The following is a 19028-nucleotide window of genomic DNA, read 5'->3' as shown; positions in this document are numbered from 1 at the left end:
CGGGCGCAGCGTTCACACGCCGCGCCTTTTTTTTAACCGTTGATATAGGTCATCGACTCTGCGCCGTAGCGTGCGCCTGCCGCCGCCTGCAACGGGAACACCGCCTCAATCGCCGCCAGCTCCGCCTTGTTCAGCGTCAATTCGGCCGCCGCAATGTTCTCTTCCAGATAACGACGGCGCTTGGTACCCGGGATCGGCACGATATGCTCGCCCTGCGCCAATACCCAGGCCAACGCCAGCTGTGACGGCGCCACACCTTTCTGTTTGGCCAGTTCGGTCACTTTCTCCACCAGCGCCAGATTGCGGGCAAAGTTTTCCCCTTGGAAGCGCGGATTGCTGCGGCGGAAGTCGTCGGCGTCCAAATCTTCCGGCCGCTGGATCGCCCCGGTCAGGAAACCTCTGCCCAGTGGACTGTAAGGAACAAAGCCAATGCCCAGCCGCTCACAGGCCGCCAATACCCCTTGCTCGGCATCACGCGTCCACAATGAATACTCGGTCTGCAAAGCGGTTATCGGATGTACCTTATGCGCACGCTCCAGCGTAGCGACCGAAGCCTCACTCAACCCGATGTAGCGGATTTTACCTTCGCTTATTAGATCCGCCATGGTGCCAACCACCTCTTCGACCGGCACCTCAGGATCCACGCGATGCTGGTAATAAAGATCGATCACCTCGACCCCGAGCCGCTGTAGGCTGCCCTCCACCGAACGACGGATATACTCCGGCCGACTGCTGACGCCCCGGGCGCTGGGATCGGTCGGATCGCGCAGGATGCCAAATTTGGTGGCCAGGAAGACCTGCTGCCGTTTGCCCTTGATCGCTTTGCCAATCAACTGTTCATTGGTGTGCGGGCCGTACATGTCGGCGGTGTCCAGCAGGGTCACCCCCAGTTCCAGCGCCCGATGCAGGGTGGCGATGGCCTCTTGTTCATCCTGCGCCGTCGAATAAAAATCACTCATCCCCATGCAGCCCAGACCTAGGGCGGAAACGATCGGGCCATTGGGACCTAATTGACGTTGTTGCATTGTGTTGCCCTCATGCGGTTGGTCTCAGCGGAGTGCTGGTGCAACAGAGTCTGGTTGTTTACCCTGAAAAGATAAATAATGCAGATTGCTCATCACTGTTCATAAATCGCTAACAATAGGGAGCGGCAAGATGGATCAGATCCAGGCCATGCGCATTTTCACCCGCATTGTCGAACTGGGCAGCTTCAGTCGGGCAGCCGAACGCTTGCAACTGCCACGTGCCACAGTCAGCAATGCGCTCAAGCGGCTCGAGCAGCGTCTCGGCGTCCGCCTGCTGATCCGCACCACCCGCCAGGTCCAGGTGACCAGCGAAGGTACGCTGTATTATCAGCGCTGCGTGCAGTTGCTGGGTGCGCTGGAAGAGGCGGACACGCTGTTCAGCCACCATAAACTGCAGCCCTCCGGCAAGGTGCGCATTGATATGCCCCATTCGCTGGCGCGTGAAATCGTGATCCCCGCCCTGGATGACTTTTACCAGCGCTATCCGGATCTGACTCTGGCATTGGGCGCCAACGATACCCACGTGGATTTGCTGCGTGAGGGAGTGGATTGCGTGCTGCGCGCCTGGGAAACCGAAGATGACAGCCTGGTGGCACGGCGCATCGCCATGCTGCCACAGCTGACCTGCGCTTCTCCCAGCTATCTGGCCACGTTTGGCGCCCCCCAGTCGATTGACCAATTGCAGCAGCATCAGGCGGTGGGCTATTTTTCCCTCACCAGTAATCGCAATTACCCGCTGGAGTTTTGCCGCAACGGCAAAGTGGAGTTGCGCGATTTACCCGCCAGGTTGAGCGTCAGCGGTGCCGACGCCTATACCAGTGGCTGTCGCGCCGGTATGGGGCTGATACAGGCGGCGCACTACTCGCTGGCGCCCTGGCTGCAGAAAGGGGAATTAGTCGAAGTGCTGGCAGACACCCCGCCGCCGCCAATGCCCATTTACATCATGTATCCCCCCGGTCGGTTCCTTGCGCCCCGGGTCAGGGTATTGATTGACTGGCTGATTTGGCTGTTTGAGCAGTACCAATCACCTAAAACGGACGTTTTTCCAGCAAACGCCCGCAAACAGGGGAAATAACTATTGACGTCCCCGCCAAAATCTCTAGAATTCGCCTCCGTGGTAACGTTACTCCGGTAATGTTTCTTGGAATGCGAAGGTGGCGGAATTGGTAGACGCGCTAGCTTCAGGTGTTAGTGTCCTTACGGACGTGAGGGTTCAAGTCCCTCTCTTCGCACCAAATAACCACATGATTTATATTGCACAGCATCAATGCGAAGGTGGCGGAATTGGTAGACGCGCTAGCTTCAGGTGTTAGTGTTCTTACGGACGTGAGGGTTCAAGTCCCTCTCTTCGCACCAAGCTGGTGATATAAATCGAAAGCAAAGTAAAGATATCGGCTGTGCGAAGGTGGCGGAATTGGTAGACGCGCTAGCTTCAGGTGTTAGTGTTCTTACGGACGTGAGGGTTCAAGTCCCTCTCTTCGCACCAATCGATAACTCTCTCCGGTAATATCCCCAAAGAAATCCCCAATAGAAACGATGAAGAACACGCGAAAGCGTGGTTTTGCGTTTTCAGCCCAGATTGAAGTTCAGACCGATCGCCGCCAATCCGCCAGCCAGTGCCATGCAGGAAGGCAACAACAGGTAGTGACGCCAACGACTGTTGAACAACATCACCAATGTGGCCAGCATAGCGATCACAATCAGCGTGCGCAGTTGCATCATATCCAGGTTGATCAATGCCAGTAACGGCATCAAGGCGCATGGCAGTAAAACGCCCCAGGCGCTGGCCAAACGGTTGCCGAGGCACCAACTGACGCCCCATAACCCACACGCGGTAATCATGGCCGCAATCATGATAACCCTACCCTTCAAGTGATAATGAGAACCAATATCATATACCACTTTTTTTCACTGCGCATCATTTTCGCCGCAACAACCAAACCCGGATGACACAGCGGTTGAAAAATGATAGTTTGCCATAAGAAAATTCTTAGTCTTATTCGCATGTTAATAATCACAATCTACAACCATACAATGCGGGTGTTTAATTCACACCGACAGAATTTTTCGCAACCTTAATTTTTCGACAGATCGATATTGTAAAGAGTGAACCCCGTATGAACGCGCGTTCTTATCAGGAACTGCTGAACAGCAAACACCGCTTATCATTATTTTTATTTTTATTGATGAACGCTGCCTCTTCCGTATTTACTTTATTAGTCCCATTTCAAAACAAACCCGCTTTTACCCTACCTTTAATAGGTATACCGCTATTTTGTCTGGCGGCACTGTTATTTACCCTGCGGTCTCCGCGGTTATACGTCAAAAAACTGAATCTATTTTCCTGCGTGCTCGGCCTGCTGTGGGCGGCGCATATTTACCTTAAAAGTCAGCACTGTGCGCCGAATAATCAAAGTTTTCTATTAATTAGTCTGTTCAGTATGTTCTTTATCAGTGCCATTGCCCTGACCGATAACTTTATCGCCTTTTGCCTGCATGCCGTTCCATCAGCATTAGTCATTCTATTACTGGACGGTATGCACAATACCATGCGCATCGTATTCACTACGGTATTACCGATTATCGCATTCTCCATCCATCACCTGATGCTCAAACGCAGCGAACTCTTTACTCAAACGCTGGTGGCGAATCTGTATAACGAACGGGACAGATTCAGCAATTTAAGCATGATCGATCCCTTAACCGGGCTTTATAACCGCCGGGGTCTGGAGAATAAAATCAATATGTTGCCGACGCCTCCGTCGGACTGTCATTTCGTGGTGTTGCTCGATATCGATCACTTCAAGGCTTATAACGATAACTATGGTCACACCATGGGTGACCAGGCGCTGGTGCAGGTGGCCATCGCTATCCGCGATTCGGTGCGTTCGCGCGATATCGTGGTGCGCTACGGCGGGGAAGAGTTCCTGGTGCTGCTGACCAATGTGAGTGAGGATTACGCCACCCAGGTGGCTGAAAGGGTGCGGCAGCGGGTGCAGGAATTAAAAATCCCCCATCGCTTTAATCAGTTTGAAACCACCACGGTGACGCTCAGTGCAGGGATTTCCGCGCTGAACAAGCTGGATGTCGCCTCGGCGATCCGGGCGGCCGACGCCGCGTTATATCAGGCGAAAAACAACGGGCGCAATAATATTCAGCTGGCACCCACCATTCAGCCCGCCGCTCTCTAAGCCGGCGGGCGGTGAGCTTAGCGACGGCGCTGCTGCAGACCGTAAACAAACACCACGGCGAAGCACAGTAGCGGCAGGAAATACGACAACGCGGTGCTGTAGCGATCCGCCAGTGCCCCCATAAAGTAAGGCATGATGGCACCGCCAACGATCGCCATGATCATAAAGGAACTGGCGCGCTTGGTGTGTTTACCCATGTTTTTCACCCCGAGGGCGAAAATGGTCGGGAACATGATCGACATAAAGAAGAATACGGCGATCAGCGCCACCACCGAGATCCCATCCATACTGAGCATGACCACACCGCACAGCACAATGTTAACCAGCGAGTAAATCATCAGCAGCGTGGCCGGCTTGACCCTGCCCATCAGCCAGGTGCTGAAGAAGCGCCCCACCATAAAGCAAATCATGGCGATGGAGAGCAAATAGGACGCGCTTTGGTTGGAAACATCGCTCCAGTGTTCGGTGGCGTAGTTAATAAAGAACGCACCGACCCCAACCTGTGCCGCCACGTAGAAGAACTGGGTAACCACCCCGCCAACAAAGTGCTTGTGCTGCCAAAGCCCCTGGGCGATTTCACCGTGCTCCGGTTGCTCTTCCTCGCGGATGTCCGGCAAGCGGGTGCGGCTGAATAAAAAGGCAATCAGCAGTACCAGCACGGCGATCGCCACATAGGTCATCTTCACCGCACTCTGGTCACCGCTGCTCGCCCCCTGGGTGGCAGAGAAAAACAGCGTACCGCCGATCATCGGGCCGATAAACTGCCCTAACCCATTAAACGACTGGGACAGGTTCAGCCGCCGTTCGGCCCCCTGTGCGTCTCCCAATACCGTGGCATAAGGGTTGGCTGCGGTTTCCAGGCAACCCAGCCCGCAGGCAATCACAAACAGCGCGAACAGGAACATGCCAAAACTGTTGGCGGAGGCCGCCGGTACAAACAGCAATGCCCCCAGCGCATACAGGCACAGCCCGATCAGAATGCCGGCCTTGTAGCCTTTCTTGTCCATAAAATAGCCGGCGGGCAGCGCCACCAGGAAGTAGGCACCGAAATACGCCGCCTGTAATAATCCCGATTGCGCTTTGGTAACGTGCAGGGTTTCCTGAAAGTGTTTATTTAATACGTCCAACAGGCCATACGACAGCCCCCACATAAAGAACAGGCTGGTGACCAGAATAAAAGCCCAGCGCAGATTGGCCGTCGCCTTGGCGCCCACCTGAGGGGGGGCAGCAGTTTTTTCAGCAAGCATTGATATATCCTCGGTAGGGTAACGATGTCAGTGTTATTGTTTTTGCAAAGAGAATATCCGCTCCATCTCCACCCATTTTTCGCCTTGCGGCGTCCAGGGGGTGGCCACCTGGTAGTGCCACATCAGGGCTTCCCAGCGCTGCACGTGGGGATTGCTCAAACCGGCGGCGTTAAACCGCTCGGCATCGAACCCGCTACTGACTTCAACGATCATGAACAGCCGGGTACCCAGCCGGTAAATCTCCATATCCTGAATGCCGTGCTCACGCAGGTGGGCGGCAATCTCCGGCCAGATACGCTGATGGTGAACCAGGTATTCCTCGATCAATGTCGGTGAGTCGATCAGATCGAGCGCCTGACAAAAGCGCTGCCCCGTTTCCGCCGCGCCACTCATGTGATCGCCCGGTCGAGATGCAGATAGCCACCGTCCACCGACACCCATTGCCCGGTGGTGTGTGACGAACGCGATGAGATCAGAAACACCACGGTGTTGGCGATTTCCTGCGGCGTGGTCATCCGCTGTTCGAAAGGAATGCGCGCGGTAATTTTCTCAAGCTGCTGCTCCGGCTGCTCGAAGGTATTGATCCAGCGCTGGTACTGCGGCGTGATCACTTCTGCCGGCACCACCGCATTTACCCGCACGCCTTGATGGCGCAGCGATACCGCCCACTCACGCGTCAAAGCCAGCACCGCGCCCTTGGCGGCGGTATAGCCACTGGTGCCGCCCTGCCCGCTGAGTGCGGTCTTGGAGGCAATATTGACGATGGCCCCCTTACTGATTTGCAACGCCGACTGGCACAGGTGCGCCATCAGGTAGTAATGAATCAGGTTTTTCTCCAGCGATCCGACAAAGGCTTCGCGTCCGGCTTCCAGCCCCACGCCGTCGTTAACCCCGGCGTTATTCACCAAGGCATCGATACGGCCGAAGGTTTCTTGTGTTTGTGCCACCGCCCGCCGGCAGTCCTGCTCTTCACACAAATCGGTGATGATCACCGTGCTTTGCGGCTGCAACCGGCGCAGCTGTGCCAAAAACTCAGCTTCCGGCACGGCATTAGTGACAATCACCGGGATCGCCCCCTCTTCCGCCAGCAGTTGGGAGACAGCCGCACCGATGCCGGAGCCACCACCGGTCACCATCACCACCTTATCTTTCAGATACAGATCCATAACCAGACTCCGTTAACCCATATATTCGGCAGGCCGTGCCGCCCCAAATCTCCGCCTGCTGCGAAGGACTCAGCGTGGCGATGGCCTGCTCACTCAGTTGATAAACCTGGCCGTAATCACCGGCCAGCAGGCACACCGGCCAGTCGGATCCGAACATCAGTCGCTGCGGACCGAACGCCTCCAGCGCCGCCTCAAAAAACGGCAGTAACTGCGAGGCTTGCCAATGCCCGTCGGGGGCTTCGGTGATTAACCCGGACAGCTTGCAGACCACGTGCGGCAAGGCTGCCAGCGCTTTGATTTGCTGCGCCCAGTGTTCTGCACCCCGGGCGATATCCGGTTTGCCGAAATGGTCCAGCACCAGCCAATAATCGTCATGTTCGGCGGCAAACTGCGCCGCCGCCGACAAATGGCGGTGAGTGACCAAAATGTCGTAAACGTACCCCTGTCGCTGCACAGCCTGCATACCACGCCGCACTTCCGGCCGTGTCAGCCAGGCTTCCGGCTGCGGTTCGTCCTGCACCAGATGACGCAGGCCGCGCAGCAAAGGTTGTTGCTGCAGTTGCTCCAGCTGTTGCGACAACCGGGGAGCGGTGATGTCCAGCCAGCCCACGACGCCGCATACGCCTTGGCTTTGCTGCGCCTGCGCCAGCAACGTCTGGGTTTCCTGCTCACACTGGCGGGCCTGCACCACCAGCGCACCGTCAAAACCGTGCTGTTGCAGCAGGGGTTCAAGCTGTTTCGGGCCAAAATCCTGTCGCAACACCGCCATCTGCTCGTTGATCCACGGATAACGTTGCGGATGGAAATGCCAGTAATGCTGATGAGCATCGATGCGCAGCATGGCCTGTTGCCCGTTCAATCGCGGAACCGGTATTGTTCGAGCGACGCCGCATGCATCTCAATCGAATAGCCAGGATTGAGCGGCGGCATGTAGGCCGCTCCCTTGACCTCACAAGGGTGGACAAAATGTTCATGCAGATGATCGACGTATTCGATCACCCGCCCGTCGTGGGTGCCGGCAATGCACAGGTAGTCGATCATCGACAGATGCTGAACGTATTCGCACAGTCCCACGCCCCCGGCATGCGGGCATACCGGCAGCTGGTATTTGGCCGCCATCAGCATCACCGCCAGCACCTCGTTGACGCCACCAAGACGGCAGGCATCGATCTGCACCACGTCAATCGCCTCGCGCATGATGAACTGCTTGAACATGATGCGGTTTTGGCACATCTCACCGGTGGCCACCTTGACCGGATGCACCCCCTCGCGGATGCGGCGGTGCCCTTCCACGTCATCCGGGCTGGTCGGTTCTTCGATAAACCAGGGTTTGGCGAATGCCAGATGCTTTACCCAGGGAATGGCGTCGTTGACTTCCCACACTTGGTTGGCGTCGATCATCAGTTGACGATCGGGGCCGATCACCTCGCGGGCAATGCGCACCCGACGGATATCATCTTCCAGATCGCGCCCGACCTTCAGCTTCAGGTAAGAGAAACCGGCATCGACCGCTTCCTGACACAGCCGGCGCAGCTTGTCGTCCGGATAGCCCAACCAGCCGGCGGAGGTGGTGTAGCAGGGGTAACCCTCCTGCAGCAGCCGCTCCAGGCGCTGTTCCTTGCCCTGCGCCCGTTGTCTGAGCAGGGTGAGCGCTTCCTGCGGGGTAATGCAGTCGGTGATGTAGCGAAAATCAATGCAACGCACCAGTTCCTCGGGGGTCATCTCGGCCACCAGTCGCCACACCGGCTTGCCCTCAGCTTTGGCCCACAGATCCCAAACCGCGTTGATCACCGCCCCGGTCGCCAGGTGGATCGCTCCCTTGTCCGGGCCGATCCAGCGCAACTGGCTGTCACTGGTAAAGCGCCGCCAGAAAGCGCCCATATCGGCGGCGATCTCTTCCAGCGACACCCCGACGATCTGATGCTCCAGCGCGCGGATCGCCGCGCAACAGATCTCATTGCCGCGGCCAATGGTAAAGGTCAGCCCGTGACCACTCAGATCGTCGCGATCGGTCTCCAGGATCACGTAGGCAGCGGAGTAATCCGGATCCGGATTCATCGCGTCGGATCCGTCCAGCGCCAGCGAGGTGGGGAAGCGGATATCTTCAACCCGCAGTGCGGTAATCTTCGTCATGGCAGTGCTCCCCATCAGGCTTGTACGGTTGTTTGACGCTGTTCACCCAAACCTTCAATCCCCAGACGCATCGTCTGCCCGGCTTTCAGGTAGAGAGGCGTTGGCTTCTGTCCCATGCCGACACCCGGTGGCGTGCCGGTAGAGATCACATCGCCCGGCTGCAGGCTCATAAAGCGGCTCAGATAGCTGATGATTTGAGGAATACGGAAAATCATGGTGCTGGTGTTGCCGTCCTGATAGCGCTTGCCGTCCACCTCCAGCCACAGATTCAGGCGATGGGGATCGGCAATTTCATCGGCGGTCACCAGCCAGGGCCCGGTGGGGCCAAAGGTGTCGCACCCCTTGCCCTTGTCCCAGGTGCCGCCGCGTTCGATTTGGAATTCACGCTCCGAGACGTCGTTAATCACGCAGTAACCGGCGACGTGCTGCATCGCGTCCTGCTCGCTGATATAGCGTCCGCCCTGACCAATGATCACGCCCAGCTCCACCTCCCAGTCGGTCTTGAGCGAGTCACGCGGGATTTGCACCTGATCGTCAGGCCCCACCACCGCGCTGGTCCACTTGCTGAACACCACCGGCTCAGAAGGGATCGCCGCGCCGGTTTCCGCCGCATGATCGGCATAATTCAGACCAATGCAGATAAATTTGCCGATGTGGCCCACGCATGGCCCCAAACGCGGCTGTCCGGCCACTGTCGGCAGTTGGTTGATGTCCAGCGCGCGCAATTTGTCCAAAGCGGCGGGCAACAGTGCCTCACCGCTCAGATCGGCGATAAGCTGTGAAAGGTCACGGATTTGCCCCTGACTGTCTAATATTCCCGGACGTTCCTGCCCCGGTGCGCCATAGCGTAAAAGTTTCATCCTGTCCTCACTGTAGAAAAATGTGTCGGGCGTCATCGCCTGAAGTTCCGGGCCTCAGTTGCTCCAGCCGCCGTCAATAATCTGTACCGTACCTGTGGTATAGGAACTGGCGTCAGACGCCAGATAGAGCGCCAACTGGGCAATCTCGCCGGTGGTGCCAATACGGCCAATCGGCTGGCGGGCCACAAACGCCTGATACACCTCTTCTTCGCTGAGGCCCTGCTCACGCGCCTGTTCGGCAATACGCTGGCGCAGCGACGGTGATTCCACCGTGCCGGGGCAAATGGCGTTACACCGGATGCCCTGGGTGACGTAATCCGCCGCCACTGAACGCGTCAGGCCGATCACCGCCGCCTTGCTGGCGCTGTAAGCGAAGCGGTTCGGCACCCCTTTCACGCTGGAAGCGACCGACGACATGTTGATAATCGAACCATTTTTGCGCGCCAGCATGCCGGGCAAGAAGGCACGGATCATGTGGAACATCGCCGTCACATTAAGATCGAGCGCAAACGCCCACTGCTCTTCGCTGCACTCGAGGATCGAGCCGCTGTGTACCACGCCGGCGCAGTTGAACAGCACGTCGATCGGCCCCAGAGTTTCCGCCGCCGCGGCGATCGCCGCAGTATCGGTCACGTTCAGCGTCATCGGTCGAATACCGGGCAGCCCCTGCAGTTGTTCGGTGTTGATATCGGTGGCGATCACCTCGGCGCCCGCATCGGCAAACAGCCTAGCAGTGCTGAAACCAATCCCCTGTCCAGCGGCGGTGATCAGCACGCGTTTTCCAGTTAAATTCATTTTCGCTCCCTTGGCCTAAAGGCCTAATGGTCAGGCCATTAAAGGCGTTTAAAGGTCGGACCTTTAACATGACAAAAGACGCTTTACGCGTTATGGTTTGGTGAGAATGTTATGAGACACACTTAAAACAGCATTTTGATTAACCAATTTTTTACACTTGAATAACGATCACTCAAGCGGCTTGAGCAATATTTGTGCGCAGCATCACTTAACTTCGAATAGCCTAAGGTAAAAAATGCCGATCACCAGACTGGAAAACCCCCGTATTTACAGGCAGATAGCTGATCAACTGAAACGGCTCATCGATAATAATGAATTTCCACCAGGCAGCCGCCTGCCGTCCGAGCGGGATCTGGCCCAGCAGTTACAGGTCAGCCGGGCCTCCGTGCGTGAGGCGCTGATCGCACTCGAAGTGATTGGTCTGGTGGATGTCAAAGTCGGCAATGGGGTGATCGTCCGGGCACAGACGCCGGTAATGATTTCGCAGGAACCGGTGATGGCACAGGCCGGACGCGGTCAGTGGGCAGAAATCGACGATGAGCTGAATATCGAGCTGGATTTTAATGCCGAGCTGCCGCCCTTCTCACTGCTGCAAACCCGTTTATTGATCGAACCGGAAACCGCCGCGCTGGCCGCCCGCCATGCTACTGACCAGGAGCTGACAGGCATCCGTGCCGCCTACGAACAAAACTGCCGTGATAACCGTGAAGGATCGGCCACCCACCCCGGTGACCGGTTGTTCCATATCCGCATCGCCCAGGCCAGCGGCAACCCGGCCTACGCCTTTATCATCGGTCACCTGCTCGGCCACCGCTATGGCAGCATGTTCCGCGTACTGCAGCGCAACTATACGCCGGACGATATGTCACACCGTTCCGAGCAGGAACATCAGGCCATTTTAGCGGCGATCGAAGCGCGTGACGTGCGCGGTGCGCGCAAGGCAATGAAGGCCCATCTGGATCAGGTGATCGCCATTTTCACCCGCGCACAGTAAGTCGATTCGGCATCATCAGGGCGGCAGAAAATTATTTATCAAACCGCTCTTTTTTCCACATGCAGCCAGGGCCGAGGCACATTACACTGACAACAGACGAAACCGGCTCATATCCCGGTTCAGGCCTTTTTCCTGTTGCCTTTTAAAATGGATAACAACCGTTGAAGAACTCTTTCTCCGCTTCATTGCTGGCGCTGAGCCTGTGTGCCGCCCCGCTGGCCGCGCTGGCCGCCGCACCGCAACTGGCCTCGCAAATTGTCGACCAGTATGCTGAACATATTTTCTACAACAGCGGTGCCACCGGGATGGCGCTGGTGGTGATCGACGGTAATCAGGTGGTTAACCGCAGTTTTGGCGACACCAAACCCGGCAATAATCTGCGCCCACGCCCGGATTCCCTGATCCGCATCGCCTCTATCACCAAGCTGATGACCAGCGAAGTGATGGTCAAGATGGCGGCAGAAGGCCGGGTCAAGCTCAACGATCCGCTGCGCAAATACGCCCCACAGGGCGCTTACGTCCCGGCTTATAACACTCGCCAACCGATCACGTTACTGAATCTGGCAACCCACACCAGCGCACTGCCGCGTGAACAACCGGGCAAGAAGCCGCCGAAAACACCGGTCTTTACCTGGCCGACCAAGGCACAGCGCTGGCAGTGGCTGGAACATGCCAACGTCGCGGTGCCACCGGGCGTACGTGCCTCTTATTCCAATCTGGCGTATGACCTGCTGGCCGACGCGTTATCCCGCGCGGCGGGCAAACCCTACAGCGCCCTGCTGAAAGAAAAGATCACCGCGCCGCTCGGCATGGTCGATACCACCCTGAGCCCAAGCGCCGAACAGTGTTCACGCCTGATGGTAGCCTCGGCCGGCCCCAGCGCCTGCCGTGATACCACTGCCGCGGCCGGCAGCGGCGGCGTTTACTCCACGCCGCGCGACATGCAGCGCTGGATGCAGCAGTTCCTGACCTCCAATGTTTCCGGCTCCCGTAAATCGACCGCCGCCAGCGAACAGACCATGTATTTCCAGCGTAACGATCTGGTGTCGCTAAAAGGCATGGACGTACCGGGTGAAGCCAGTGCGCTGGGACTGGGTTGGGTGTATATGGCACCGAACGGTGAGTTACCGGGGATTATTCAGAAAACCGGCGGGGGTGGCGGCTTTATTACCTATATGGCGATGATCCCGCAGAAAAACGTCGGGGTATTTGTGGTGGTGACCCGCTCGGAACTGAGCAAGTTCACCAACATGAGCGATCCGGTGAACCGGCTGGTAAGTGATTTGGCGGCGAATAAAAGTTAATGCCATGGGGCGCAGCAGTGAGCTGCGCCCCATGAATGTCAGGCCAGAGCCAGTCTTTCGTGCATCACCGGATGGAAGTTGCGCTTGAAGTAGATCAGCCCGTTGCCGGCCGCGCTTACCACGATCTGGCGGATCTGCACCAGATACACTTGATGGGTGCCGATGCTCTGGATCTGCTCGATCTCCCCTTCCAGGCTGGCCAGCGTGTTACGCAGCACCGGCTGTCCCAGCGTGCCGCTCTGCCAGTCATCCAGACGAAAACGTTCTTCCATGCTGACCTCGGTCATACCGGCAAAGTGGCGTGCCATCAGCTCCTGCTCATGGTTCAACACGTTGACGCACAGCCGCTGATTGGCCTGAAATACCGGGTTCATCGCGCTGTTGCGGTTTATGCACACCAGCAGCGTCGGTGGTGTATCGGTCACCGAGCACACCGCAGTGGCAGTGATACCACAACGCCCCGCCGGGCCGTCGGTTGTGACGATATTCACCGCTGCGGACAGGCTGGCCATAGCGTCGCGAAACAGCAGACGGTGTTCATTTTCCTGAGACATACAAACCTCCTTGCAGATCACTTAAGCAGTCTATCCAACTGATTAATGTCGTCATTGTTATGCAGATGCGGCACTTTCCAGCCGTGCTGGTCGTAGTCGGACAGGCATTTGTCGACCATCTCCATCATCTTGCCCATGGTGCCGGATCCCTGCGCCTGACGCAGGCACTGCAGGCGGATCTCATCCTGGCTGCCGGCATAGTTGATCTCATACAGTTCGTGACGACCACCGAACTCACTGCCGATCGCATCCCACATCAGCTTGAGGATCTTGATGCGCTCGACGTGATCCATACCGTCGGATCCGCGCACATAGCGGGACAGGTACTTGTCGATCTCCGGGTTATTCATGTCACGCACGCTGGACGGCAGGTAAATCAGGCCGCTGGTGACGTTCTTTTCGATGATGTTCTTCACCTTGGCGTAGGCCATTGGTGCCATCACGCGGTAAGTCTGTAGTGCAGCGGAATCCGGCAGATAAGCGCCATTTTCCCACTTGGTGGCTTCGGCACACATCGCATCGGTCAGCGACCAGAACAGATTGCGCCAGGCTACCACTTCGCCCAGATCGGCCTGCACGCCACGGAACTCCAGCACCCCGGTACAGGACAGGCTCTTTTGCAGCAGCGCAGTGATAAAGTCCATCTTCACCGCCAGGCGAACACAGGCTTGTAACGGGAACAGGCGAGCAAATCCCCCTTCGGTGCTCCAGCGACGACAACGGTCAAAATCACGGTAGATCAGCACGTTTTCCCATGGGATCAACACATGATCCATAATCAGGATCGCATCGTTCTCATCAAAACGGCTCGATAGCGGGTAATCGAACGGCGATCCAGTGGCACCGGCCACCAGTTCATAGGAGGCGCGGGAGATCAGTTTCACCCCTTCGGCATCCATAGGTGCGACAAACATCAGCGCGAAATCCGGGTTATCGCCCATCACCTGGGCCGAACCGAAGCCGATAAAGTTGTAGTGGGTCAGCGCCGAGTTGGTCGCTACCACCTTGGCACCGCTGACGATAATGCCGGCGTCGGTCTCTTTCTCCACCTGAATAAACACGTCTTTCACTTCGTTGACCGGCTTGTGGCGGTCAATCGGCGGGTTGACGATAGCGTGGTTAAAGTACAGCCCGGTTTCCTGAATGCGTTTGTACCAGTGGCGGGCGTTGTCGGCGAACTGGCCGTAAAACTCGGGATTAGCGCCCAGCGCGGAACCGAAGGCCGCTTTGTAGTCCGGGGTGCGCCCCATCCAGCCGTAGCTCTGACGCGACCAGTCGGCGATGGCGTCACGCTGCTGACGCAGCTCTTCCGGGCTGCGGGCATAACGGAAGAATTTGTGGGTGTAGCCGCCGTTGCCGGTATCGGTACCCCAGCACAGGCGGTCCTGGCTAACCGGGTCATGCAATGAGTCGTACAGTTGACCGACCGAGGCCGCCGCATTACGGAATGCCGGATGGGTAGTCACGTCTTTCACCCGCTCGCCATAGATATAAATTTCACGGCCGTCCTGCAAGCTCTTCAGGTATTCGTCACCGGTGAACGGGCGTTTGTTGTCAGCACGAAAGTCTTCAGGTTTCATTTTAGTCTTCCTCGTAATCGGTATTTTAGGGGCCGTGGGTTCGGCCACTTGTTAAAATAATGTTTTCTTTTGGTTGCTTAATTGAAGCCCCCAACGCCGGTTTCGAGAAGAGACTTTTGCGGCAATCGCCGGTACTTTTCAGGCAGGTTTGCCGCTTTAGCGGCAAACTGTGATCCAGCTTACGAAAGGGAATGTTGTGCAGCGCGGTAGGTCGAGGGGGAACAGCCTTCCAGCCGATTGAAAAAGCGAGCGAAATAGGCCGGATCCTTAAAACCCAGGCTATAAGCGGTTTCATGCACCGTGCAGGCACTGAACAGCAGCATGCGTTTGGCCTCACGCAGCAGGCGATCGAATATCAGTCGTTTGGGCGGCTGATTGGCGAAACGCCGGCACAGGTCGTTGAGTCTGGATTCGGTGACGCCCAGCGCCTGGGCATAGTCCGGTACCGGCAGGTGATCGCGGAAGCGTTCGTCCACCATCCGGTTGAAACGCTGGAACAATTTCAGCTCGCCGCGCACCCCACTGGTGGCGGAATCCTCCAGCGAGGCATTGCGCAACAGCAGGGTCAACACCGCCTGTGCCAGCAACGCCAGCGTCTGTTCGCGGCCGGCCAAACGCTGGCCGAACTCACGCCGGATCAACGCCCAGTAATGGCTGAGCGCCGTCAGTTCCTGCGGCGCGTCGGCCATCGACAGACAAATACCCGGCATATCCATTGCCAGATTGCTGCCGGGGTACAGCCGTTCCAGCAGGGGCCAGATCAACTCCTGACGCACCGTCAGCACGTGACCGTCGCTGTCCGGCTCGGTGAAGAAGGCATGCGGCACCGAGGGCGGTGTCAGGATAAACAGCGGTGCCTGCACCGAATAATGCTGATCGTCCAACTGCAGCTCAATCTTGCCGGTCTCCAGAAAATGCACCTGGAAGAAGCGGTCGTGCCAGTGCACCTGCATATCGCGGCCAAAAAAGGCCGCCAGCCCGGCAAAGGTTTCATAATGCACTTCATCCGTGGCGTAACGCGCATCGTACTCTTTGCAGATATCGATGTTGGCGATAAAACCGGTACTTTTCTGCATGTAATGACCTCATTCCCCCGGTAAGGGGCGCCGCATACCGCGCCCGCAAACTGTCCTCACTAAGGCGTGGCCCGTGGACGTGAACTTTGCATCGGGATACGCCAGACGATCAACGCGCCGATGATCAGCAGTGCCGAAACAAAGTACAGCCCGGAGTTAAAGCTACCGGTCAGATCCTTAAACCAGCCGATCAATAACGGGCTGACCGCCGATCCTATGTTGCCGGTGGCGTTGATCACCGCGATCCCGATCGCCCGCGCCTCCAGGCTGATCGACTGATCCGGCGTAGTCCAGAAGATCGCCATAGCCGTGAACGAGCCGACAGAAGCCATGACGATCCCCAGCAGTTGGATCATGCTGTGATCGGTGGCAGAAGCCAGCAACCAACCCGCGGCGGCAAACAGGTACGGCAACGCGGTATGGTGCTTGCGCTCCTGTAGTCGATCCGATCTTTTACTCCACCAAATCATCCCGGCAATGGTACAGATCTGCGGGATCGCCGCCAAAATACCGATCACAATGTTGCTGCTGCCCTGGTTGAAGCTCTGCAGGATCTGCGGCGTCCAGATGTTGATGGCGCTCAGGGTGTTGGTCAGGCAGAAATAGGCCAACGTGTACATCAGCACAATCGGGGTGAAGATTTCTCGCCACAGATTGCGCTGCTGCATAGCCCGATGGCTACCCGGCCCATTGGGCTGCACCAGTTGCAACTTGTCGGCGTCCATCATGGCTTTCAGACTGGTTTTTTCTTCGTCGGTCAGCCATTTGGCCTTGGCCGGAGTATCGTCCAGGTAGAACCACACCACCACACCCAACAGCACCGAAGGAATGCCCTCCACCAGGAACAGCCATTGCCAGCCCTTGAGGTTCATCAGCCCGTCCAGCGCCAGAATATAGCCTGACACCAGCGAGCCAATCGCCATGGTTACCGGCATGGCGATCATAAACAGCGCATTGGCCCGGGCGCGGTAAAACGCCGGGAACCAGTAGGTGAGATACACCAGAATCCCTGGCAGAAAACCGGCTTCGGTGATGCCGACGATCATCCGCAGCACATACAGGCTGGTCGGCCCGGTGGCGAACAGAGTGCAGGTCGAGGCGATGCCCCACAGCACCATAATGGTGGCGATCCAACGCCGTGCCCCGACGATCCCCAGCATGATATTGCTCGGGATACCGAAGATCACATAGGTGACGTAGAACAGGGTCGCCGCCAGACCGAACATGGTCGAGCTGAGGCCGAGATCCTTGCCCATGGTTAACCCGGCGAAACCGATATTGATGCGGTCGAGGAAAGAGAAAACAAACAGCACAAACAGGAAAATAATCAGTCGCCGAAATAACTTTTTAATCACCGATTGCTCGGTGGCGGTTAACGCTTTATGTTGCTGCGCCGGGTTAACCGGCGGCAGCGAATCGACGTTGCTCATGGTGTCTCCAGTAAGATTGCGTCCTGCAACCTAATAAACGCCCGGTGATTGCACGGGAGGCTGTTGCTGCTTAAAGCGACCGGCCAGGGATTCTGCCGCCCGCGCCAGCAGGGTGGTATCTACCCCGACCGCGACAAACAGCGCGCCGGACGCCAGGTAATGCTGCGCCAGCTCCGGGTTAGCGGTCAGAATGCCCGGTGCCTTGCCGGCAGCGCTGATGCGCGCAATGGCATCGTCGATGGTGCGTTGCACCTCCGGTTGCTGTGGATTGCCGGCATACCCCATATCGGCACTCAGATCTGCCGGACCGATAAACACCCCATCGACCCCTTCCACCTGCAGGATCTCATCCAGGTTTTTCACCGCCTCACGGGTTTCGATCTGCACCAATACGCACATCTGCGCGTCGGCCTGTTGCAAATAATCCGGCACCCGGTTCCAGCGTGAGGCACGCGCCAGCGCGCTGCCAACACCGCGTATGCCGTGCGGTGGATAACGGGTAGCGCGCACCGCATCACGTGCCTGTTCGGCGTTCTGGATCATCGGGATCAGCAGCGTCTGCACGCCGATATCCAGCAGTTGCTTGATCAACACCGCGTCATTCCATGCCGGGCGCACCACTGGCTGACTCGGGTAAGGCGCAATCGCCTGTAACTGCCCCAGCACCGTTTGCACGTTGTTGGGCGCGTGTTCGCCGTCGATCAACAACCAGTCAAAACCGGAACCGGCCAGCAGTTCGGCGCTGTAGCTGCTGCACAACCCCAGCCACAGGCCAATCTGCGGGCGTTTTTCCTGCAGCGCCTGCTTAAAAACGTTGGTTAACATTTTGTTCTCCATGGTGTTTTCCCCTCCCTGAGGGGGAAATCAAACAAACCGGCAGCTAATGCAGCCCATCGGGCCGTAATCGGCATGGAAGGTATCGCCGCGTCGTGCCGCTACCGGCCGGGTAAAGGAGCCGCCGAGGATCACCTGTCCGGCTTCCAGTTCCACGTCATAGGGGAACAGCTTGTTGGCCAGCCAGGCCACGCCGTTGGCCGGATGGTTCAACACCGCCGCTGCGACGCCGGACTCTTCGATCACCCCGTTGCGGTACAGCAGCGCACTGATCCAACGCAGATCCAACGCGTCCGGTTTGATTGGCCGGCCGCCCATCACCACACCGGCGTTAGCGGCGTTATCGGAAATGGTGTCGAACACTTTGCGCGGGCGCTGAGTTTCAGGGTCGACGTTATGGCTACGTGCATCGATGATCTCCAGCGCCGGAATGATGTAATCGGTGGCGTTGTAGACGTCAAACAGCGTGCAGTTCGGCCCACGCAATGGCTTGGCCAGCACAAACGCCAGCTCGACCTCAACGCGCGGCACGATAAAGCGATCGATCGGAATATCGCTTCCGTCGTTAAAAAACATGTCATCCAGCAACGCACCGAAATCCGGTTCAGTGATCTGCGAACTGACCTGCATGGCGCGCGACGTCAGGCCGATTTTATGGCCCTTCAAGGTGCGGCCTTCGGCGATTTTCAGCGCCACCCACTGCCGCTGAATGGCATAGGCGTCTTCGATGGAGATCTCGGGATGATCCAGCGACAGCGCGCGGATCTGCTCACGGTTCTGCTCCGCCTGATGCAAACGTTGCACGGCACGGCTAACCAGCTCTTTATCCAACATTGACG

Annotated in this window: 19 protein-coding genes and 3 tRNA genes; 7 read left to right on the top strand and 15 right to left on the bottom strand. The window is 57.4% G+C overall.

Annotation, left to right across the window (positions count from 1 at the left end):
- Positions 1-32 precede the first annotated feature (32 nt).
- Positions 33-1025 (bottom strand): aldo/keto reductase, encoded by a 993-nt coding sequence (locus NHG65_RS02835; protein WP_499182927.1) that lies wholly within the window; start codon positions 1023-1025, stop codon positions 33-35.
- Between the two features lie 130 nt (positions 1026-1155).
- Here NHG65_RS02835 and NHG65_RS02830 point away from each other — a divergent pair, with 130 nt between their 5' ends.
- From NHG65_RS02830 to NHG65_RS02815, 4 genes are all read left to right on the top strand, one after another.
- Entirely contained in the window at positions 1156-2100 is a 945-nt protein-coding gene (locus tag NHG65_RS02830) for a LysR family transcriptional regulator (protein ID WP_499182926.1), read from the top strand.
- A gap of 73 nt (positions 2101-2173) precedes the next feature.
- A tRNA-Leu gene (locus NHG65_RS02825) sits at positions 2174-2260 on the top strand.
- Between the two features lie 34 nt (positions 2261-2294).
- Positions 2295-2381: transfer RNA gene (locus NHG65_RS02820), tRNA-Leu, on the top strand.
- Between the two features lie 43 nt (positions 2382-2424).
- Positions 2425-2511 (top strand) — tRNA-Leu (locus NHG65_RS02815).
- An 83-nt stretch (positions 2512-2594) separates the two neighbouring features.
- On the opposite strand, the gene NHG65_RS02810 is transcribed toward NHG65_RS02815, so the two are convergent.
- On the bottom strand, positions 2595-2879 hold the full coding sequence (locus NHG65_RS02810; RefSeq protein WP_037424165.1) for a DUF1435 domain-containing protein: 285 nt from the start codon (positions 2877-2879) through the stop codon (positions 2595-2597).
- 263 nt (positions 2880-3142) lie between these two features.
- On the opposite strand from NHG65_RS02810, the gene NHG65_RS02805 reads away from it, so the two are divergent.
- Positions 3143-4216, top strand: a complete 1074-nt coding sequence (locus tag NHG65_RS02805) for a GGDEF domain-containing protein (RefSeq protein ID WP_099063166.1) — start codon at positions 3143-3145, stop codon at positions 4214-4216.
- A gap of 17 nt (positions 4217-4233) precedes the next feature.
- On the opposite strand, the gene fucP is transcribed toward NHG65_RS02805, so the two are convergent.
- From fucP to NHG65_RS02770, 7 genes are read right to left on the bottom strand one after another with little or no spacing between them, the layout of a single operon-like run.
- The gene (gene fucP / locus NHG65_RS02800; RefSeq protein WP_219015371.1) at positions 4234-5463 is read right to left on the bottom strand and encodes an L-fucose:H+ symporter permease; all 1230 of its coding nucleotides are present in this window, start codon (positions 5461-5463) and stop codon (positions 4234-4236) included.
- A 33-nt stretch (positions 5464-5496) separates the two neighbouring features.
- Positions 5497-5856 (bottom strand): L-rhamnose mutarotase, encoded by a 360-nt coding sequence (locus tag NHG65_RS02795; protein ID WP_099063168.1) that lies wholly within the window; start codon positions 5854-5856, stop codon positions 5497-5499.
- Positions 5853-6629 carry an L-fucose dehydrogenase gene (locus NHG65_RS02790; RefSeq protein ID WP_099063169.1) on the bottom strand — a complete coding sequence of 259 codons (777 nt, stop codon included), beginning with the start codon at positions 6627-6629 and terminating at the stop codon, positions 5853-5855. Before NHG65_RS02790 ends, NHG65_RS02795 begins: the two co-directional genes overlap by 4 nt.
- Complete coding sequence (locus tag NHG65_RS02785; protein WP_099063247.1) at positions 6607-7470, bottom strand: amidohydrolase family protein; 864 nt, start codon at positions 7468-7470, stop codon at positions 6607-6609. The genes NHG65_RS02790 and NHG65_RS02785 overlap by 23 nt, the downstream gene beginning before the upstream one ends.
- A 14-nt stretch (positions 7471-7484) precedes the next feature.
- The gene (locus tag NHG65_RS02780) at positions 7485-8762 is read right to left on the bottom strand and encodes an L-fuconate dehydratase (protein ID WP_099063170.1); all 1278 of its coding nucleotides are present in this window, start codon (positions 8760-8762) and stop codon (positions 7485-7487) included.
- A 14-nt stretch (positions 8763-8776) separates the two neighbouring features.
- On the bottom strand, positions 8777-9622 hold the full coding sequence (locus tag NHG65_RS02775; RefSeq protein WP_207977931.1) for a fumarylacetoacetate hydrolase family protein: 846 nt from the start codon (positions 9620-9622) through the stop codon (positions 8777-8779).
- Between the two features lie 54 nt (positions 9623-9676).
- On the bottom strand, positions 9677-10417 hold the full coding sequence (locus tag NHG65_RS02770) for an SDR family oxidoreductase (protein ID WP_207977933.1): 741 nt from the start codon (positions 10415-10417) through the stop codon (positions 9677-9679).
- A 235-nt stretch (positions 10418-10652) separates the two neighbouring features.
- Between NHG65_RS02770 and NHG65_RS02765 the strand changes: the two genes are divergently transcribed.
- Positions 10653-11411, top strand: coding sequence for a FadR/GntR family transcriptional regulator (locus tag NHG65_RS02765; RefSeq protein ID WP_499182925.1), 759 nt, complete (start codon positions 10653-10655; stop codon positions 11409-11411).
- 161 nt (positions 11412-11572) lie between these two features.
- Positions 11573-12715, top strand: coding sequence for a D-alanyl-D-alanine-carboxypeptidase/endopeptidase AmpH (ampH, locus tag NHG65_RS02760; protein ID WP_207977935.1), 1143 nt, complete (start codon positions 11573-11575; stop codon positions 12713-12715).
- A gap of 38 nt (positions 12716-12753) precedes the next feature.
- On the opposite strand, the gene hpaC is transcribed toward ampH, so the two are convergent.
- The 6 genes from hpaC to hpaH all read right to left on the bottom strand — a co-directional run bounded on the left by hpaC (position 12754) and on the right by hpaH (position 19023).
- The gene (hpaC, locus tag NHG65_RS02755; protein ID WP_085119599.1) at positions 12754-13269 is read right to left on the bottom strand and encodes a 4-hydroxyphenylacetate 3-monooxygenase, reductase component; all 516 of its coding nucleotides are present in this window, start codon (positions 13267-13269) and stop codon (positions 12754-12756) included.
- A gap of 17 nt (positions 13270-13286) precedes the next feature.
- Positions 13287-14849 carry a 4-hydroxyphenylacetate 3-monooxygenase, oxygenase component gene (gene hpaB, locus NHG65_RS02750; protein WP_085119598.1) on the bottom strand — a complete coding sequence of 521 codons (1563 nt, stop codon included), beginning with the start codon at positions 14847-14849 and terminating at the stop codon, positions 13287-13289.
- A gap of 179 nt (positions 14850-15028) precedes the next feature.
- Positions 15029-15925, bottom strand: a complete 897-nt coding sequence (gene hpaA, locus NHG65_RS02745) for a 4-hydroxyphenylacetate catabolism regulatory protein HpaA (protein ID WP_099063175.1) — start codon at positions 15923-15925, stop codon at positions 15029-15031.
- 59 nt (positions 15926-15984) lie between these two features.
- Positions 15985-17355, bottom strand: coding sequence for a 4-hydroxyphenylacetate permease (gene hpaX / locus NHG65_RS02740; protein WP_099063176.1), 1371 nt, complete (start codon positions 17353-17355; stop codon positions 15985-15987).
- Positions 17356-17385: 30 nt separating this feature from the next.
- A complete protein-coding gene (hpaI, locus tag NHG65_RS02735; protein ID WP_275881019.1) occupies positions 17386-18180 on the bottom strand; it encodes a 4-hydroxy-2-oxoheptanedioate aldolase in 795 nt (264 codons plus the stop codon).
- Between the two features lie 39 nt (positions 18181-18219).
- Entirely contained in the window at positions 18220-19023 is an 804-nt protein-coding gene (gene hpaH / locus NHG65_RS02730; protein WP_085119594.1) for a 2-oxo-hept-4-ene-1,7-dioate hydratase, read from the bottom strand.
- Between the last annotated feature and the right edge of the window lie 5 nt (positions 19024-19028).

This window comes from Serratia myotis (assembly GCF_027474885.1).
In the GTDB taxonomy this organism is placed as follows: Bacteria; Pseudomonadota; Gammaproteobacteria; order Enterobacterales; family Enterobacteriaceae; genus Serratia; species Serratia proteamaculans.
The sequence above is the reverse complement of the archived record's forward strand: the minus strand, read 5'-3'. Positions and strand labels throughout refer to the sequence as shown.

Coding starts and splice junctions, on each gene's coding strand:
- NHG65_RS02835 (WP_499182927.1), bottom strand. CDS start 1,025: ATGCAACAACGTCAATTAGGTCCCAATGGCCCGATCGTTTCCGCCCTA.
- NHG65_RS02830 (WP_499182926.1), top strand. CDS start 1,156: ATGGATCAGATCCAGGCCATGCGCATTTTCACCCGCATTGTCGAACTG.
- NHG65_RS02810 (WP_037424165.1), bottom strand. CDS start 2,879: ATGATTGCGGCCATGATTACCGCGTGTGGGTTATGGGGCGTCAGTTGG.
- NHG65_RS02805 (WP_099063166.1), top strand. CDS start 3,143: ATGAACGCGCGTTCTTATCAGGAACTGCTGAACAGCAAACACCGCTTA.
- fucP (WP_219015371.1), bottom strand. CDS start 5,463: ATGCTTGCTGAAAAAACTGCTGCCCCCCCTCAGGTGGGCGCCAAGGCG.
- NHG65_RS02795 (WP_099063168.1), bottom strand. CDS start 5,856: ATGAGTGGCGCGGCGGAAACGGGGCAGCGCTTTTGTCAGGCGCTCGAT.
- NHG65_RS02790 (WP_099063169.1), bottom strand. CDS start 6,629: ATGGATCTGTATCTGAAAGATAAGGTGGTGATGGTGACCGGTGGTGGC.
- NHG65_RS02785 (WP_099063247.1), bottom strand. CDS start 7,470: ATGCTGCGCATCGATGCTCATCAGCATTACTGGCATTTCCATCCGCAA.
- NHG65_RS02780 (WP_099063170.1), bottom strand. CDS start 8,762: ATGACGAAGATTACCGCACTGCGGGTTGAAGATATCCGCTTCCCCACC.
- NHG65_RS02775 (WP_207977931.1), bottom strand. CDS start 9,622: ATGAAACTTTTACGCTATGGCGCACCGGGGCAGGAACGTCCGGGAATA.
- NHG65_RS02770 (WP_207977933.1), bottom strand. CDS start 10,417: ATGAATTTAACTGGAAAACGCGTGCTGATCACCGCCGCTGGACAGGGG.
- NHG65_RS02765 (WP_499182925.1), top strand. CDS start 10,653: ATGCCGATCACCAGACTGGAAAACCCCCGTATTTACAGGCAGATAGCT.
- hpaC (WP_085119599.1), bottom strand. CDS start 13,269: ATGTCTCAGGAAAATGAACACCGTCTGCTGTTTCGCGACGCTATGGCC.
- hpaB (WP_085119598.1), bottom strand. CDS start 14,849: ATGAAACCTGAAGACTTTCGTGCTGACAACAAACGCCCGTTCACCGGT.
- hpaA (WP_099063175.1), bottom strand. CDS start 15,925: ATGCAGAAAAGTACCGGTTTTATCGCCAACATCGATATCTGCAAAGAG.
- hpaX (WP_099063176.1), bottom strand. CDS start 17,355: ATGAGCAACGTCGATTCGCTGCCGCCGGTTAACCCGGCGCAGCAACAT.
- hpaI (WP_275881019.1), bottom strand. CDS start 18,180: ATGTTAACCAACGTTTTTAAGCAGGCGCTGCAGGAAAAACGCCCGCAG.
- hpaH (WP_085119594.1), bottom strand. CDS start 19,023: ATGTTGGATAAAGAGCTGGTTAGCCGTGCCGTGCAACGTTTGCATCAG.